General features: G+C 69.4%; 17 protein-coding genes. 8 read left to right on the forward strand and 9 right to left on the reverse strand.

What is annotated here, in order from left to right; genetic code table 11:
• Positions 1–30: 30 nt before the first annotated feature.
• The gene (locus AB5J50_RS27420; RefSeq protein ID WP_369260926.1) at positions 31–957 is read right to left on the reverse strand and encodes a metallophosphoesterase; all 927 of its coding nucleotides are present in this window, start codon (positions 955–957) and stop codon (positions 31–33) included.
• 133 nt (positions 958–1090) lie between these two features.
• On the opposite strand from AB5J50_RS27420, the gene AB5J50_RS27425 reads away from it, so the two are divergent.
• Positions 1091–1555, forward strand: a complete 465-nt coding sequence (locus AB5J50_RS27425) for a GatB/YqeY domain-containing protein (RefSeq protein WP_327430434.1) — start codon at positions 1091–1093, stop codon at positions 1553–1555.
• A 251-nt stretch (positions 1556–1806) separates the two neighbouring features.
• Here the strand turns inward: AB5J50_RS27425 and AB5J50_RS27430 are convergent, their stop codons facing one another.
• The 3 genes from AB5J50_RS27430 to AB5J50_RS27440 all read right to left on the reverse strand — a co-directional run bounded on the left by AB5J50_RS27430 (position 1807) and on the right by AB5J50_RS27440 (position 5175).
• The gene (locus AB5J50_RS27430; RefSeq protein ID WP_369265528.1) at positions 1807–2046 is read right to left on the reverse strand and encodes a LuxR C-terminal-related transcriptional regulator; all 240 of its coding nucleotides are present in this window, start codon (positions 2044–2046) and stop codon (positions 1807–1809) included.
• Positions 2047–2249: 203 nt separating this feature from the next.
• Positions 2250–2711, reverse strand: coding sequence for a hypothetical protein (locus tag AB5J50_RS27435; RefSeq protein WP_369260927.1), 462 nt, complete (start codon positions 2709–2711; stop codon positions 2250–2252).
• A gap of 187 nt (positions 2712–2898) precedes the next feature.
• Positions 2899–5175, reverse strand: a complete 2277-nt coding sequence (locus AB5J50_RS27440; RefSeq protein ID WP_369260928.1) for a transglycosylase domain-containing protein — start codon at positions 5173–5175, stop codon at positions 2899–2901.
• Positions 5176–5593: 418 nt separating this feature from the next.
• Between AB5J50_RS27440 and wblA the strand changes: the two genes are divergently transcribed.
• Positions 5594–5932, forward strand: a complete 339-nt coding sequence (wblA, locus tag AB5J50_RS27445; RefSeq protein ID WP_028799159.1) for a transcriptional regulator WblA — start codon at positions 5594–5596, stop codon at positions 5930–5932.
• 40 nt (positions 5933–5972) lie between these two features.
• Here the strand turns inward: wblA and AB5J50_RS27450 are convergent, their stop codons facing one another.
• A complete protein-coding gene (locus AB5J50_RS27450; protein ID WP_369260929.1) occupies positions 5973–7340 on the reverse strand; it encodes an ArsA family ATPase in 1368 nt (455 codons plus the stop codon).
• Positions 7337–8314, reverse strand: coding sequence for an ArsA family ATPase (locus AB5J50_RS27455; RefSeq protein WP_369260930.1), 978 nt, complete (start codon positions 8312–8314; stop codon positions 7337–7339). Before AB5J50_RS27455 ends, AB5J50_RS27450 begins: the two co-directional genes overlap by 4 nt.
• A gap of 118 nt (positions 8315–8432) precedes the next feature.
• Here AB5J50_RS27455 and AB5J50_RS27460 point away from each other — a divergent pair, with 118 nt between their 5' ends.
• The 4 genes from AB5J50_RS27460 (at position 8433) to AB5J50_RS27475 (ending at position 10999) form a co-directional block, all read left to right on the forward strand.
• Positions 8433–8594: a DUF4177 domain-containing protein gene (locus tag AB5J50_RS27460; RefSeq protein ID WP_143608830.1), complete on the forward strand. Its 162-nt coding sequence runs from the start codon at positions 8433–8435 to the stop codon at positions 8592–8594.
• Positions 8591–9061 carry a RidA family protein gene (locus AB5J50_RS27465; protein ID WP_327430439.1) on the forward strand — a complete coding sequence of 157 codons (471 nt, stop codon included), beginning with the start codon at positions 8591–8593 and terminating at the stop codon, positions 9059–9061. Before AB5J50_RS27460 ends, AB5J50_RS27465 begins: the two co-directional genes overlap by 4 nt.
• Before the next feature lie 241 nt (positions 9062–9302).
• On the forward strand, positions 9303–10172 hold the full coding sequence (locus AB5J50_RS27470) for an NUDIX hydrolase (RefSeq protein ID WP_369260931.1): 870 nt from the start codon (positions 9303–9305) through the stop codon (positions 10170–10172).
• Entirely contained in the window at positions 10169–10999 is an 831-nt protein-coding gene (locus AB5J50_RS27475) for an MBL fold metallo-hydrolase (protein WP_369260932.1), read from the forward strand. Before AB5J50_RS27470 ends, AB5J50_RS27475 begins: the two co-directional genes overlap by 4 nt.
• Positions 11000–11041: 42 nt before the next feature.
• Here the strand turns inward: AB5J50_RS27475 and AB5J50_RS27480 are convergent, their stop codons facing one another.
• The 3 genes from AB5J50_RS27480 to AB5J50_RS27490 all read right to left on the reverse strand — a co-directional run bounded on the left by AB5J50_RS27480 (position 11042) and on the right by AB5J50_RS27490 (position 13789).
• Positions 11042–11848: a nucleotidyltransferase domain-containing protein gene (locus AB5J50_RS27480; protein WP_369260933.1), complete on the reverse strand. Its 807-nt coding sequence runs from the start codon at positions 11846–11848 to the stop codon at positions 11042–11044.
• 74 nt (positions 11849–11922) lie between these two features.
• On the reverse strand, positions 11923–12915 hold the full coding sequence (locus tag AB5J50_RS27485) for a PQQ-binding-like beta-propeller repeat protein (protein ID WP_369265529.1): 993 nt from the start codon (positions 12913–12915) through the stop codon (positions 11923–11925).
• Between the two features lie 199 nt (positions 12916–13114).
• A complete protein-coding gene (locus AB5J50_RS27490) occupies positions 13115–13789 on the reverse strand; it encodes a Crp/Fnr family transcriptional regulator (RefSeq protein WP_006382668.1) in 675 nt (224 codons plus the stop codon).
• 372 nt (positions 13790–14161) lie between these two features.
• Between AB5J50_RS27490 and nth the strand changes: the two genes are divergently transcribed.
• Positions 14162–15202 (forward strand): endonuclease III, encoded by a 1041-nt coding sequence (gene nth / locus AB5J50_RS27495; RefSeq protein WP_369260934.1) that lies wholly within the window; start codon positions 14162–14164, stop codon positions 15200–15202.
• A 52-nt stretch (positions 15203–15254) separates the two neighbouring features.
• The gene (locus AB5J50_RS27500) at positions 15255–16004 is read left to right on the forward strand and encodes a CoA pyrophosphatase (protein WP_327430445.1); all 750 of its coding nucleotides are present in this window, start codon (positions 15255–15257) and stop codon (positions 16002–16004) included.
• The last annotated feature ends 10 nt before the right edge of the window (positions 16005–16014 follow it).

Consider the following 16014-nt stretch of genomic DNA (forward strand, 5'->3'; position numbering starts at 1 on the left):
CCCGCGTCCGCCCCCTGCTCTCCGCCCCCCTTACCTCCGCTCCACCAACGTCAGCAGCGAAGCCTCCGGCGGGCAGGCGAACCGTACCGGCGTGTAGCGGTTCGTCCCGCAGCCCGCTGAGACGTGCAGGTACGCCGTCCGGCCCTCCGACGTATGCGTGGACAGGCCCTTCACGCGGTCCGTGTCCAGGTCGCAGTTGGTGACGAAGGCGCCGTAGAAGGGGAGGCAGACCTGGCCGCCGTGGGTGTGGCCGGCCAGGATCAGCGGGTAGCCGTCGGCCGTGAAGGGGTCCAGGGTGCGCAGGTACGGGGCGTGGACCACGCCCATCGAGAAGTCGGCGGACTCCGAGGGGCCACCGGCCACGCGCGCGTAGCGGTCCCGCTTGATGTGCGGGTCGTCGAGGCCGGTCAGTTCGATCTCCGCGCCCTCGACCTTCAGCGTCCCCCGCGTGTTCGTCAGGTTCAGCCAGCCCGCCGTGTCGAAGCCGTCGCGCAGGTCCTCCCACGGGTTGTGGATGGCGCCCACCACGGGTGGGTTGCCGTTCAGGCCGTGGCGGCCCTGGATCTTCTCGGTCAAGTAGCGGGCGGGGTTGCGGGGTTTGGGGCCGTAGTAGTCGTTCGAACCGAAGACGTAAGCCCCCGGGAACTCCATCAGGGGGCCCAGCGCGTCCAGGACTTCCGGCACGCCCTCGGGGTCGGAGAGGTTGTCCCCGGTGTTGATCACGAAGTCGGGGCGCAGGCCGGCCAGGGAGCGTAGCCAGCGCTGCTTCTTGCGCTGACCGCTCACCATATGGATGTCGGAGACCTGAAGGACGCGCAGTGGTCGCATCCCCGGTGGCAGGACCGGGACCGTCACCCGCCGAAGGCGGAAGGAACGGGCCTCGAAACCCGCCGCATACAACAGACCGGCGGCGCCCACCGCCGTGATTCCCAGGGGTACTCCGTATCGCGCGCGCATACGTCCATCGTGTCAGACCACGGCGAACCCGCTTGACCGCCTGTGGACAACCCCGCACTCGCCCGGAGGGCACAGGGAGCGCGCCCCGAAATCAACAGGCAACCGGCTGACCACACCTGCGACAATCAGCGACATGACCACGCTCAAGTCGAAGCTTCAGGAAGACCTCAACGCCGCGATCAAGGGGCGCGACGAGCTCCGCTCCTCGACGCTCCGGCTGACCCTCACCGCCATCACCAAGGAGGAGGTCGCGGGCAAGACCAAGCGCGAACTCTCCGACGACGAAGTGCAGAAGGTGATCACCCGCGAGGCGAAGAAGCGCCGCGAGGCCGCGGACGCCTTCGCGCAGGGCGGGCGTCCCGAGTCGGCCGAGCGGGAGAAGGCGGAAGGCGAAGTCCTCGCCGCGTACCTGCCCAAGCAGCTGTCCGACGACGAGCTTCAGCAGATCGTCGCCCAGGCCGTAGAGGAGGCGAAGGCGGCGGGTGCCGAGGGACCGCGCGCCATGGGGCAGGTCATGAAGATCGTGAACCCCAAGGTGGCCGGCTTGGCCGAGGGTGGCCGCGTCGCCGCCGTGGTGAAGAAGCTGCTCGCCGGCTGAGGCAACGCCAGAAGGTCCTCGTGGGCCAGGAGTTCGTCCTGGCCCACGATTCGGACGTGTCGCCTCAGGCGCTGTCGTCGTCCAGGCGGCGGCCGCCCGTCAAGCGGTTGTGGCCTCAGGCGCCTGTGCGCCCCGCGTGCAACCAAGGCGCAGGCCAGGTGAACGAGGCCCCGGCGGTCACCCAGGTGCCTCTGTCGGTCTGCATCGGCCTGTATTGCCCTGTATTGGTCTGTATCGGTTCGTGCGGGTCGTCAGTGATCGGTGTCGGTGTTCCCGAGGAGTCCGAGTTCCTGGGCGCGTGCCCCCAGGGCCACCCGCCCGTTGGCTTCGAGCAGTTCCATGAGTCGCTGCACCTTGCGTTGCACCGTGCGGTGTCCGACCCCCAAGTGCCGGGCAATCGACGCGTCGTTCAGCCCCTCGTACAACAGATTCAGGATCTTCTGGTCGTTGGCATCGATTCCTGGATTGGTGGTGTCGCATTCCGGCGTCACGGTCAAAGTCGCCTCCCCCATGAAGCAGCCCGATCACTGCCTCTCGGGATGCCAGTCTAGGAAGCGCCTGTGAGTCCGGACAGCAGAATAAATCTCACCAATGACTGTTAACGGGGCGAGCGGGGTGACGCAATTACGCCAGCCCCGCTCGCGTTCAGGCCATTTGTACTTTCAGGCCATGCGTACGTGGAGTACGGGCACGCTCAGTACCAAGGCGTGCACGATTCGTTGCCCGAGGGGTCCTCCGCACAGGCCCGCATTTCGTAACCCGAAGGGTTGTAGTACATCGGCGTGCGTGTGAAGTAGTAGTTCGTTCCGCCAGGGACCTTCGAGGTCCAGCCCGAGGCCCCGCCCTTCTTCTCGCCCAGACGCCAGTAACAGGTCGAGTGGCTCTTGGTACAGCGCTGGACGTAGACCGTCCACTTCTGCTCGTCCGAGCCGCTGATGTACCAGAGACGGCCCCAGCTGTACTGGTCTCCGTCCGTCTTTCCCCAGCGCATTTCATACTCGAATGAGCCGCCGAGGTCATACGGGCCGTAGGGGCTGACCGGTCCGGTCTGCCAGGTCTGGACGTTCGGGTCGTGGCCGTCGCAGCCGAAGTTGTCGCAGGAGGCGGCCTGTGCCGAAGTGGGCACGGCCAGGGCCAGGGTCAGGGAACTGAGCAAGGCTCCGAGTGTGAAACCGAGTCGGGATCTGAGTTTCATGTCCCCTCCATGTGAGACGGCAACAGCAAGGGCACCCTCAAGGCAGGTCCGGACGCGAATATGTCACGCCCTCCGCCGAGAAGGTGCCCTTACTGTGAAGCTGACGCAATTACGCCGGACGCTTCAATCGCAGCTCACGGGGGTACGGTCAGCCGCGCTGCCCGCCGTTTCCGTTTCCCTGAATCAATCCCTCGGGAATGGAGAAGGAAGGCGTCGGGATCACTACACCGCCGTCGGTCTGGCCGCTGGTGGTGGTGCCGTTGGTGCTGTTCCCGTTTCCGTTCCCGTTGCCGTTTCCATTGCCGTTGTTGTTGCCGTCGCCGTTGTTCCCGTCGTCGTGGCCCTTGTTCTTGTCGGCGTCGGGAATGTCGACGAGGTTGAAGGAGGGGGCCTCCTTGCCCGTGAGGGCGCCGGTCATCAAGTCCCGCCAGATGGGGCCGGGGACCTGACCGCCGTAGACCTTGTAGCGGTAGACGCCGCCGATCTTGATGTTGACCATCTTGACCTTCTGGGTGGCGCTGCCGACCCAGACCGCGCCGGACAGGTTCGGCGTGTAGCCGACGAACCAGGCGTTCTTGCGCTCGTCCGTCGTACCGGTCTTACCGGCGTTGGCGCGGTCGGTGAGACCGGCCTGCTGGCCTGTACCGGAGTCGATCACGCCGCTCAGCAGGGTGTTGATGGTGTCCGCGGTCTTCTCGGACATCGCCCGCTGGCAGGTCGACTTCGGCACCTCAAGGGACTTCTGCTTGCCGTTGATCTTCTGCGTGATCGACTCGATGGCGACCGGGGTGCAGTACATGCCGCGGGAGGCGAAGGCGGCGTACGCGGTGGCCATCGTCAGCGGGGAGATGCCCTTGGCGCCGAGGGCGATGGAGGGCACCTGGGGGAGCTTGTCGCCGTTGCCCTGGACCACGCCGAGCTTGTCGATCTGGTTCATCACCGGGCAGAGGCCGATGTCCGAGATCATCTGCACGAAGTAGGTGTTGACCGACTTGGCCATCGCCTCCTTCAGCCGGTACGGACCGACCTCGGACGCGCTCTCGTTCGGCACCTGCTCGTTGGCCTGGTTGGTCCAGGGCTTGCTGCCGCAGGTCTGTACGGGGCTGGGGTAGGGCATCTTGTTCGGCGACGAGTACTCCTGTGTCGCCGGCAGGCCCTGCTCCAGCGCGGCCGCGGCCACGAAGGGCTTGAAGGTCGAACCGGTCGGGAAGCCGTAGTTCGAGCCGCCCATGTCGTAGTTGACCGAGTAGTTGTACTCGGTCTCGTTCTTCCCGTAGCCGTAGGGCTTCGACTGGCCCATGCCGAGAATCTTGCCGGTGCCTGGCTGGACGAGGGTGGCTGCCGCCGCGACCTTGTCGGACTTGTTGACGTGGGACTTGAGCGACGCCTGGATCGACTCCTGGGACTGCGGGTCCAGCGTCGTACGGATCGTCAGGCCGCCCTGGTTCCAGATCTTCGCCCGCTCCTCCTTGGTCTTGCCGAAGACCGGGTCGCTCAGGAAGACGTGCTCCACGTACTTGCAGAAGAAGCTGGCGCCCTTGACGGCCGTGATGCAGCCGTTCTTGGGCTGGCTGACGTGCAGGCCGAGCTTCTTCTTCTTGGCCGCGTCGGCCTCCTGCTGGGAGATGTCGTGCACCTCGGCCATGCGCTGCAGGACGGTGTTGCGGCGCTTGGTGGCCTCCGCCTCGTCGTTCACCGGGTCGTACCGGCTGGGCGACTGGACGATGCCCGCGAGCAGCGCCGACTGCTGGAGGTCCAGGTCCTTGGCGGGCTTGGAGAAGTAGCGCTGGGCGGCGGCCTCGATGCCGTAGGCCTGCTCACCGAAGAACGTGATGTTCAGGTAGTTCTCGAGGATCTTCTTCTTGCCGAGCTTCTCCTCGAGCTGGATCGCGTACTTGAGCTCGCGGATCTTGCGGCCGAGGGTCTGCTGGGTGGCCTGGGCGACCTTCGTCGGATCGTCGCCGGCCTCTTCGACGAAGTAGTTCTTCACCAGTTGCTGGGTGAGCGTGGAGGCGCCCTGGGCCACTCCGCCGTTCTGCGCGTTCTGGTTCACGGCGCGCAGGACGCCCTTCAGGTCGATCGCGCCGTGCTGGTAGAAGCGGGAGTCCTCGATCGCGACGATCGCCTTCTGCATGTACGGCGAGATGTCCTTGAGGTCGACCACCGTGCGGTCGCGCGAGTAGACCGTCGCGATCTGATCGCCCTGGCTGTCCAGGATCGTGGTCCGCTGGCTCAGCGCCGGACTCTTCAGGTTGTCGGGAATCTCGTCGAACCCCTGGACGGACCCCTTGGCTGCCAGGCCGAACGCGCCCACGGCGGGCAGCGCGATTCCGGCCATGACGGCACCTGCGAGCACGCTGACACCGAGGAACTTGGCGGCCTGCTGCGTTGCCGACAGACCGCCGCCCGAGCGCTTCTTTGGCATGAGGGCAGCCTACGTTCTCATTCGCCGGACACGCGTATAGGCCTTGGCCTAAGCTGCTCTCAACTGTCACAGCAGTGCGGCCACGTATCAATACGTCCGGCGACCCCGAATCGTTCCGGAGGTTCCCCAACTTTTTGTTGAGGGCTCATTGAGGACGTGCCCGAATCAGCCTCATGTGTCACCAGGCGTCCGTTGTGACTCAACTGAACTGTCCGGGTTTGCCGGGATCCTCACGCATGTCCTCAGCTCACTCCCCCGGGTGATCTGCCGCTTACGCATAGTCCGTTCGGGCCATTCAAGATTGGGCCCGAAGGGGGTGTTGCGCTGTGCCCACCTTCCGTAACGTCCTCAACTGGCGGCGGTGAATATGCCGCTGCCGCCGTGGGGGAGCCTCGATTCGGGAGAGGACGGCGCCGGTATGGGCTGGGTAACCGACTGGAGTGCGCAGGCGGCCTGCCGCACTACCGATCCAGATGAACTGTTCGTTCAAGGAGCAGCGCAGAACAGGGCGAAGGCAGTGTGCACCGGATGTCCGGTACGCACGGAGTGCCTCGCCGATGCGCTCGACAACCGCGTCGAATTCGGCGTGTGGGGTGGCATGACCGAGCGGGAGCGCCGCGCACTGCTGCGTCGGCGGCCGACCGTCACCTCGTGGCGTCGCCTGCTGGAGACCGCGCGCACGGAGTACGAGCGCGGCGCGGGCCTGCTGCCCCTCGACGAGGAAGAGGTGTACGAGCGCTACGCGGCGGTGGGCTGAGGGTGTCCCCTTCGGGCTTCCCTCGGACCACTCCGGATTCTCAGGTTTCGGGCAGCTCCGGCCGATTGGCCGCGAGCCGGTCCCCGATGTTCCGCAGCCCCGCGAGGTCATGCACGTCGCCCGGCAGCGCGGCCACTTCGGCCACGGCCACCTCGGGGTGGAGCGCGGCGAAGCGGTCACGCGTGCGCTGCTCGCGGGAGAGCAGCTGCATGCGCTCGGCATGCAGCCTCAGCAGGCCTGCGGTGAGCTGTTCGACGGTTCGTTCGGTATCCGTGGCGGCGGGGGAGCCTTCCTCGGAACCGTCAGGAGCTGATGTTTCGGAAGCGGGAGATTCTGAACTGTCGTACGTGTCGGGAGAGTTACGAAGTCCAGCTTTCCCGCCCCCCTGATCGACAATGCGGGCCTTGTCAAGATTTTCTGCAGCCTCGGAATCAGCCGCAGCATCAGCTGCGGAATCAGTTGCGGAGTCAGCCGCGGAATCAAGATCTTCCGCGGCGGCGAGCGCCCGCTCGGCGGACAGCTGAGCGGCACCGCTGCCGTGCACCCGGTTGAGCACCAGACCGGCGAACGGCATGTCCTCGGCCGCCAGCCGCTCCACGAAGTACGCGGCCTCGCGCAGCGCGTCCCGCTCCGGGGCCGCCACCACCAGGAACGCGGTGCCGGGCGCCTGGAGCAGCTTGTACGTGGCGTCCGCGCGCGTACGGAACCCCCCGAACGTCGTGTCCATCGCGGCCACGAACGTCTGGACGTCCTTCAGGAGCTGGCCGCCCAGCAGTTTCCCCAGGGTGCCGGTCATCATCGACATCCCGACGTTCAGGAACTTCATCCCCGCGCGCCCGCCCAGCTTCGCCGGCGCCGTCAGCAGCCGGATCAGCCGTCCGTCGAGGAACGAGCCGAGCCGCTTCGGAGCGTCCAGGAAGTCGAGCGCCGAGCGGGACGGCGGAGTGTCGACGACGATCAGGTCCCACTCGTCGCGCGCCCTCAGCTGCCCCAGCTTCTCCATCGCCATGTACTCCTGCGTGCCCGCGAAGCCCGCCGAAAGTGACTGGTAGAAGGGGTTGTTGAGGATCGCGGCCGCTTGCTTGCCGTTTGCGTGCGCCTCGACGATCTCGTCGAACGTGCGCTTCATGTCGAGCATCATGGCGTGCAGCTCGCCGTCCCCCTCGACGCCCTTCACACGCCTCGGGGTGTTGTCCAGCGAGTCGATGCCCATCGACTGGGCGAGCCTGCGCGCCGGGTCGATGGTGAGCACGACCACCTTGCGGCCACGCTCGGCGGCGCGCAGCCCCAGGGCCGCCGCCGTGGTCGTCTTGCCGACGCCGCCCGAGCCGCAGCACACCACGATGCGGGTCTCCGGGTCGTCGAGCAGCGGGTCGAGGTCGAGTACGCGGGCCGGGTTCAGGCTCATGAGATCCCTTGCGTGCGCAGTTCCGTGGCGAGCTTGTACAGGCCCGCCAGGTCCATTCCCTCGGCGAGCAGCGGGAGTTCGTGCAGCGGCAGGTCCTGCTCCGTGAGCACGGCGCGCTGCTCGCGCTCAAGGGCGTACCGCTCGGCGTACTCCTCGGCCTGCTGGAGCAGCGGCTCCACCAGCCGCTCGGCGAGTCCGCCGCGGCGGGCGCCGCCGAGTCCGGCCGCGGAGAGCGACTTGGCGATGGCCGTACGGGGAGCGGCGGCCGTGAGCTCCAGGTCGGTTTCGTCGAGGAGCGCGGGCCGCACCATGTTCACGATGATCCGGCCCACCGGCAGCTTCGCGGCCCGCAGCTCGGCGATGCCGTCCGCGGTCTCCTGGACGGGCATCTCCTCCAGCAGCGTCACCAGGTGGACCGCCGTCTCGGGGGACTTGAGGACGCGCATGACGGCCTGTGCCTGATTGTGTATCGGGCCGATCTTGGCGAGGCCCGCCACCTCGTCGTTGACGTTCAGGAAGCGGGTGATCCGCCCGGTGGGCGGCGCGTCCATGACGACGTAGTCGTACGCGAACCGCCCGCTCTTGTCCTTCCGGCGTACGGCCTCACACGCCTTCCCGGTGAGGAGTACGTCTCTGACGCCCGGCGCGACGGTGGTCGCGAAGTCGATGGCGCCGAGCTTTTTCAGGGCGCGGCCCGCACTGCCCAGTTTGTAGAACATCTGGAGGTAGTCCAGAAGGGCCAGTTCGGGGTCGATGGCGAGGGCGTACACCTCCCCGCCCCCCGGAGCGACGGCGATCTTCCGCTCCTCGTAGGGCAGCGCTTCTGTCTCGAAGAGCTGCGCGATGCCCTGTCTGCCCTCGACCTCGACGAGGAGGACGCGCTTGCCCTCGGTCGCGAGGGCGAGCGCGAGGGCCGCGGCCACCGTGGTCTTGCCGGTACCGCCCTTGCCGCTGACGACCTGGAGCCTGCTCACGTATTCGAGCCTAACCAGTCCGCCGCCGGACTACGCAGGAGGCTGTGGACAACGTGTGTGTGAGGCGGTGGCCGACGCGGGCGGGAAGGGCTGGTCGGCAACGGCTACAGTCGGCCACATGACCAAGTGGGAATACGCAACCGTGCCGCTGCTCGTCCATGCCACGAAGCAGATTCTGGACACCTGGGGCGAGGACGGCTGGGAGCTCGTCCAGGTCGTGCCCGGGCCGAACAACCCCGAGCAGCTGGTGGCCTATCTGAAGCGGGAGAGGTCGGCATGAGCGGCGCCGTCGAAGCGAAGCTGGCGGAACTCGGGCTGAGCCTGCCGGACGTCGTGCCGCCGCTGGCCGCCTACCAGCCGGCCGTGCAGTCCGGTGTGTACGTCTACACCGCGGGCCAGCTTCCGATGGTGGACGGCAAGCTTCCGGTCACCGGCAAGGTGGGCGCCGAGGTCACGGCCGAGGAGGCCAAGGACCTGGCCCGCATCTGTGCGCTGAACGCCCTCGCCGCGGTCAAGTCGGTCGCGGGTGACCTGGACCGCGTCGCGCGCGTCGTGAAGGTCGTCGGCTTCGTCGCCTCCGCCTCGGACTTCACCGGCCAGCCGGGTGTCCTGAACGGCGCGAGTGAACTCCTGGGCGCGGTCCTCGGCGACAAGGGCGTCCACGCCCGCAGCGCGGTCGGCGTGGCGGTACTCCCGCTGGACGCCCCGGTAGAGGTCGAGATCCAGGTGGAGCTGACGGCCCCGTAGGCGACCACGGCAGCCCGTCCAGTTCCCCGCGCCCCTTAAGGGGCGCGGGGAACTGCGCAATCTTTTAACCCAGCCCCCACCCACCCGCACCCGGCACACAACCCCCCGGGGTCGAAGGGGCGGAGCCCCTGGGGGATGGGACGGGTAGGGGCGGCGGGGGCGCAAAACCCGGCCTCGACGTCGGCCCGGAGATCCCCTGACGCCTCTCGAACATCCGCCCGGCTCGGGATAGCCTCCGCCCATGGCGAATGGGCAGTGGTACCCACCGGAGTGGCCAGAGCGGATCCGCGCGCTCGCGGAGGGCACGCTGACCCCGGTCACCCCCAAGCGCGCGGCCACGGTCATGCTCCTGAAGGACACCCAGTCCACCCCCGTCGTGCACATGCTCCGCAGACGCGCCTCCATGGCCTTCGCCGCAGGCGCGTACGCGTATCCGGGCGGCGGCGTGGACCCGCGCGACGACGAGCACCACATCCGCTGGGCGGGCCCCACGCGCGCGTGGTGGGCGAACAGGCTGGGCGTGGACGAGACCTCCGCCCAGGCGATCGTCTGCGCGGCGGTACGGGAGACGTACGAGGAGGCGGGCGTCCTGCTCGCCGGCCCGACCCCGGACACCGTGGTCGGCGACACCACGGGCGAGGAGTGGGAAGCGGACCGCGCGGCCCTGGTCGCCCGCGAGCTCTCCTTCGCCGAGTTCCTCGACCGCAGGGGCCTGGTCCTCAGGTCGGACCTCCTGGGCGCCTGGACCCGCTGGATCACCCCCGAGTTCGAGTCCCGCCGCTACGACACGTGGTTCTTCGTGGCCGCCCTCCCGGAGGGCCAGCGCACCCGCAACGCCTCCACGGAGGCCGACCGCACGGTATGGATCCGCCCGGCGGACGCGGCAGCCTCGTACGACAAGGGCGAGCTTCTGATGATGCCGCCCACCGTCGCGACCCTGCGTCAGCTCATCCCGTACGACAGTGCCGCCGACGCCCTCGCCGCCGCACCCACCCGCGATCTGACCCCCGTCCTGGCCAAGGCGCGTATGGAGAACGGCGAGCTGATCCTCGCCTGGCCCGGACACGACGAGTTCACCAAGCACATCCCGACCGGTGGAGCCCCCGCATGACCGACGCAGCCGCCCTCCCCGGCCAGCCGAGAGGCGGAGTCCTCTCCGGCCCCGCCACCACGCGCGCCGTCAACGTCCTCGCCCCCAACGCCTCCGCGATGACCCTGGACGGCACCAACACCTGGATCGTCGCCGAGCCGGACTCCGAGCTCGCGGTGGTGATCGACCCGGGGCCCCTGGACGACGTACATCTGCGGAATGTCGTGGATACGGCGGAGAAGGCCGGGAAACGGGTCGCGCTGACGCTGCTGACGCACGGGCACCCGGATCACGCCGAGGGCGCGGCGCGGTTCGCCGAGCTGACCGGGACGACGGTGCGGGCGCTGGACCCGGCGCTGCGGCTCGGGGACGAGGGGCTGTCCGCGGGGGATGTGATCAGTGTCGGCGGCCTTGAGCTGCGCGTCGTGCCGACCCCGGGGCACACCGCCGACTCGCTGTGCTTCCATCTCCCGGCCGACCGGGCGGTCCTGACCGGCGACACCATCCTCGGCCGCGGTACGACCGTGGTGGCCCACCCCGACGGCCGTCTGGGCGACTATCTCGACTCCCTGCGCCGGCTCCGCTCCCTGACGGTCGACGACGGCGTCCACACCGTCCTGCCCGGCCACGGGCCCGTCCTGGAGGACGCCCAGGGCGTCGTCGAGTTCTACCTCGCCCATCGCGCCCACCGACTCGCCCAGGTCGAGACGGCGGTCGAGAACGGCTACCGGTCGTCGGGCGAGGTCGTCGCGCATGTGTACGGGGATGTGGACCGTTCCCTGTGGCCCGCGGCGGAGCTGTCCGTGCTGGCGCAGATGGACTACCTGCGCGAGCACGGCCTCATCTAGGCACTGGGCACGCAGGCGTTTTTGGGGCTCCGAGGGAGGAGCTCAGGGGCGTGGCGCCTTAACGCCATGCACGCGCGCGTACTCCTCGGCGAGCCACGGCCCGAGGCCGTCGACGTACGAGCGCAGGACGGCGAGGTCGCCGACCGGCTCGTACCCCAGGACGGCCGCCTCCCGCATCTGCGCGGCCCGCTCCGGGTAGTACGCGCCGAACGCCTCGGCCATCTCCCTCAGGTCGCTGGTCCAGCCGTTCCAGCGGGGCATGACGAGCGTGAAGCCGGTGCGCACGAGACGGCGTGACATGAAGCGGACGAGCGGGCGCCGGGCCTCTTCGGTGTCCGCGGCCCCGGCGATCCGCTCGCGCCAGCGCGGCAGCAGCAGCGCGAGGTCGCCGTTCGTCTCGCGGGCCAGGAGCGAGTCGGGGCGGTAGCGCGGCAGATACTCGGCCAGATCCTCGCCCAGGAGCGGCGTACAGAGGCAGGCGACGAACCAGCCGAGGTCGTACCTCTCCAGGTCGCTCAGCAGCTGCGCACGGCTGACCAGCAGCGTCCCGCCGCCGTCGATCTGCGCGAACTCCTTGTCGAGCGCCTCGTCCAGCGTGCGGGCGTCGGTGCGGTCCGCCTCGGTGGGCTCCTCGCGCAGGACGAGGAGCAGATCGAGGTCGGAGCGCCCCACGCGCGCGGTGCCGCGCGGAATCGAGCCGTAGAGGTACGCGCTCGTCATCCGCGCCCCGAAGACGTCCGTCAGCCGGTCGCGGGCCGCGGCCACCACGGGCCGGAACTCCCGCGGGATCCGCCCGAGGGAGCCCTCGCGCGCGATGCAGCCCTGCTCGTCGAGCCCCTTGTCGTTCATGGGGCCACTGTGCACCGGCGGAGCCGTGGGGTCATGTCATTTCCGGCGGACCATTTCCTGTGCCATCCGCTGCGTCACCTCCAGCGGAACACGCGCACCCGATGGTTGGGGCGTGCCGCCGTGCAGATCACGGCGAGGCAGTCCCCGGAGGCGGCCAGGAGCGCCCGATGGCTGTAGCCGGGCAGGGCGCGCTCGGCCACGACGCGGCCGTCGGCGGGATCGAGCACGGTCGCCCGGTCTCCGTAGCCGTTCAGGACCACGAGGCAGCCCCGGTGGGCCAGCGGGAAGACCGTGCGGCCGTATGTGCTGTGCCACCTCCAGAGGGAGCCGCCCGTGGTGCCGGAGAACACGCGAAGCTCGCTTCCCTCGTCCTCCTGGTCGTCGTAGTGGGGCGGTACGAGTTCGACGGCGAGCGTGTCGCCGACGACCGCCGTGTGCGGCCCGAACCCCTCGTGCGACATGGCCAGTTCGATCGTCTGTTCCGCGTCCTCGCCCATCACGTGGAGCCGGTGGGGAGCACCCTCTTCGCGGCCGACGGCGGACACGACGACGGGGCGGGCCGCCAGGACGGAGACGTCGCCCCAGTCCCCGGGGAGCGGTCGCTCCCACTGGAGGGTGTCGGTGCGCGCGTCGAGCACCCGGATCGTGGGCTCCGTGTCTGCGGCGGGGGCGGGGGCGGGTGTACGGACGGTCGCGATCCGGCCACCGCCGAGGGCCACCTCGCGCGCGTGCCCGCCGACGGATCCCAGCCCGTCGGCGCGCTGCCGGCGTGACCAGACCACCTTGCCCGTGCCGAGGTCCAGCCCGGTGAGGCGGACATGCTCCGCGTGGCTGTCCCCGCCGTCGTGGCGCGGTATGTGCAGGACGACGCCCACCCCGTCCGGCGCGTCCTGCGAGACGTGGGCGATCATCTCGTCGCCGGGCGGCCGCCAGGTCCACAGGGGTTCACCGGTGGTCAGGCCGTACGCCTGCACCCGGTCGAAGCGGGCCAGGGCGAGGGTTCCGGCCACGGCCCAGGCGCCGAGCAGTGCGCCGGGGTCCCCCTGCTCCCGGCCGATCCTCCACAGCCGTGGCGCCGAGGCCGGCCCCCGCCGCCACCAAGGGCGCGCCGACGTTCCGCCTTAGACCGGCTCCGGCACTCTGTCCTCGTCCATCCCCACCCCTTGGACCCCGCCCCGGTGACACGAGAAGGGCCCCACCGTACGGCAGGGCCCTTCACATGCGTTCTCGGCTGTTCAGCTATTCGGCTATTCAGCGAGTCCGGGACTAGCGCGAGCGCTTCGCGAGGCGCTCCACGTCCAGCAGGATCACCGCGCGGGCCTCCAGGCGGAGCCAGCCGCGGCCCGCGAAGTCGGCGAGCGCCTTGTTGACCGTCTCGCGGGACGCGCCGACCAGCTGGGCCAGCTCCTCCTGCGTGAGGTCGTGCACGACGTGGATGCCCTCTTCGGACTGCACGCCGAAGCGGCGCGAGAGGTCCAGGAGCGCGCGGGCGACGCGGCCCGGGACGTCCGAGAAGACCAGGTCGGACATCTGGTCGTTGGTCTTGCGCAGGCGCCGGGCGACGGCGCGCAGCAGCGCGGCGGCCACCTCGGGCCGCGCGTTCAGCCAGGGCTGGAGGTCGCCGTGGCCGAGGCCCAGCAGCTTGACCTCGGTCAGCGCGGTGGCGGTCGCCGTGCGCGGGCCCGGGTCGAACAGCGACAGCTCGCCGATCAGCTCACCGGGGCCGAGGACAGCGAGCATGTTCTCGCGGCCGTCGGGGGAGGTGCGGTGGAGCTTCACCTTGCCCTCGGTGACCACGTAGAGGCGGTCCCCGGGGTCGCCCTCATGGAAGAGAGCGTCACCGCGTGCGAGGGTCACCTCACTCATGGAGGCGCGGAGCTCCGCGGCCTGCTCGTCATCCAGCGCCGCGAAGAGCGGGGCGCGCCGCAGAACGTCGTCCACGAGTTCTCTCCTTGTCGACCTGCTCAGGGGATGTTGCTCCCCCTTGGTACCAGGGGACCGTGTTCCCCATCTTGCCGGACGGTCCAAACAGTGTGATCAGTCACAAGTCTGCCGCACTGGCGTCCCGGGCAGTGCGGCAGGGGGCCAATTGGGGGCCGATCTCCTGGGTCCGGGGCGGATGTCAGTGCCGGGCTTTAGGCTGGCCGGGTGTCCAAATCGCCGGTGAGAGCACAGGCCAAGGGGGCTGGGCGGGTGGTTGTACGTCGCGATTCCGCTGTGGGCGAACAGGGCCCGGACGGAACCAGGAAACCGACAATAGCGACAAAGTCGACGCAGGTGAAGGTGCCTGCGGCGACGCCGGTGGAGACGCCTGTGAAGACCCCGGTCAGCGCGGCGGCGAAGAACGCTGCCAAGAAGCCCGCCAAAAAGGCGAAAGCCACCGCAAAGAAGGCGGCACCCGCAAAAGTGACCACCAAGAAGGCGACGCCGAAGGTCGCGAAGGCCGCCGTGAAGACCGCGGCGCCGGCGAAGGCCGCGAAGAGCGCGGCCCCCGCCAAGACCGCCAAGACCGCCAAGACCGCGAAGCAGGCGAAGGCCACGAAGGCCACGAAAACCGTGCCCGCCGCCAAGCCCCCCAGGACCGAGTCGCCCACCGCCCTCGTCCGCCGGGCCCGGCGCATCAACCGCGAGCTCGCCGAGGTGTATCCGTACGCCCACCCGGAGCTGGACTTCGAGAACCCCTTCCAGCTGATCGTCGCCACGGTCCTGTCCGCCCAGACCACCGACCTGCGGGTGAACCAGACGACGCCGGCGCTCTTCGCCAAGTACCCGACCCCCGAGGACCTGGCCGAGGCCAACCCGGAGGAGGTCGAGGAGATCCTCCGGCCGACCGGGTTCTTCCGGGCCAAGACCAGGTCGGTGATAGGGCTCTCCAAGGCGTTGAGGGACGACTTCGGGGGCGAGGTCCCCGGCCGCCTCGAAGACCTCGTCAAACTCCCCGGTGTGGGCCGCAAGACCGCCTTCGTCGTCCTCGGCAACGCGTTCGGGCGCCCTGGAATCACCGTGGACACCCACTTCCAGCGGCTCGTCCGCCGTTGGCAGTGGACCGACGAGACCGACCCGGACAAGATCGAGGCGGCCGTCGGCGAGCTCTTCCCGAAGAGCGAGTGGACGATGCTCTCGCACCACGTGATCTTCCACGGCCGCCGTATCTGCCACGCCCGCAAGCCCGCCTGCGGCGCCTGCCCCATCGCCCCGCTCTGCCCGGCGTACGGGGAGGGCGAGACCGACCCCGAGAAGGCGAAGAAGCTCCTCAAGTACGAGAAGGGCGGCTTCCCCGGCCAGCGCCTCAAGCCCCCGCAGTCCTACCTGGACGCGGGCGGCATCCCCGCACCCCCACTGGGCGCCGGATGACGGAACGAACACGGCACCGGCAGGCGTTGGGAACAGCAGAACGGGGGTGGCGATGACGCACGCGAGCAACACGCACAGCAGGCACGAGGGGCAGGCCACGCACGGCACGCATGACACGGATGGCTCGCAGGGCGGTCCGGTGGCGCTCAGCAAGGAGGGCCTGCCCGACTGGCTGGCCCCGGTGGTGCGCGCCGCCGAGACGGTCGAGCCGCTCCAGCTGAGCCGCTTCCTGCCCCCGGTGAACGGCGCGGGGCGGCAGTCCGCCGTCCTCATCCTGTTCGGCGAGGGCGACCGCGGCCCCGAGCTGCTGCTCATGGAGCGCGCGGGCTCCCTGAGATCGCACGCCGGACAGCCCTCGTTCCCCGGCGGCGCCCTCGACCCTGAGGACGGCGACCCGAAGACCGACGGACCGCTGCGGGCGGCTCTCCGCGAGGCCGAGGAGGAGACCGGCCTCGACCCGAGCGGCGTCCAGCTCTTCGCCGTGCTGCCGAAGCTGTACATCCCGGTGAGCAGCTTCGTGGTCACCCCGGTCCTGGGCTGGTGGCGCCGCCCCACCCCGGTCGGTGTCGTCGACCCCGCGGAGACGGCCCGCGTCTTCACGGTCCCCGTGGCGGATCTCACGGACCCCGCCAACCGCGCCACCACCGTGCACCCCAGCGGCCACCGAGGTCCGGCATTTCTGGTCGAATCCGCCCTGGTCTGGGGTTTCACGGCCGGCGTGATCGACAAGCTGCTGCACTACGCGGGCTGGGAGCGCCCGTGGGACCGGGAGAACCAGGTCCCGCTCGACTGGCGCGCATGACAAGGTGACC

Origin of the sequence: Streptomyces sp. R35 (assembly GCF_041053035.1) — a bacterium.
Taxonomy (GTDB): Bacteria; Actinomycetota; Actinomycetes; order Streptomycetales; family Streptomycetaceae; genus Streptomyces; species Streptomyces lutosisoli.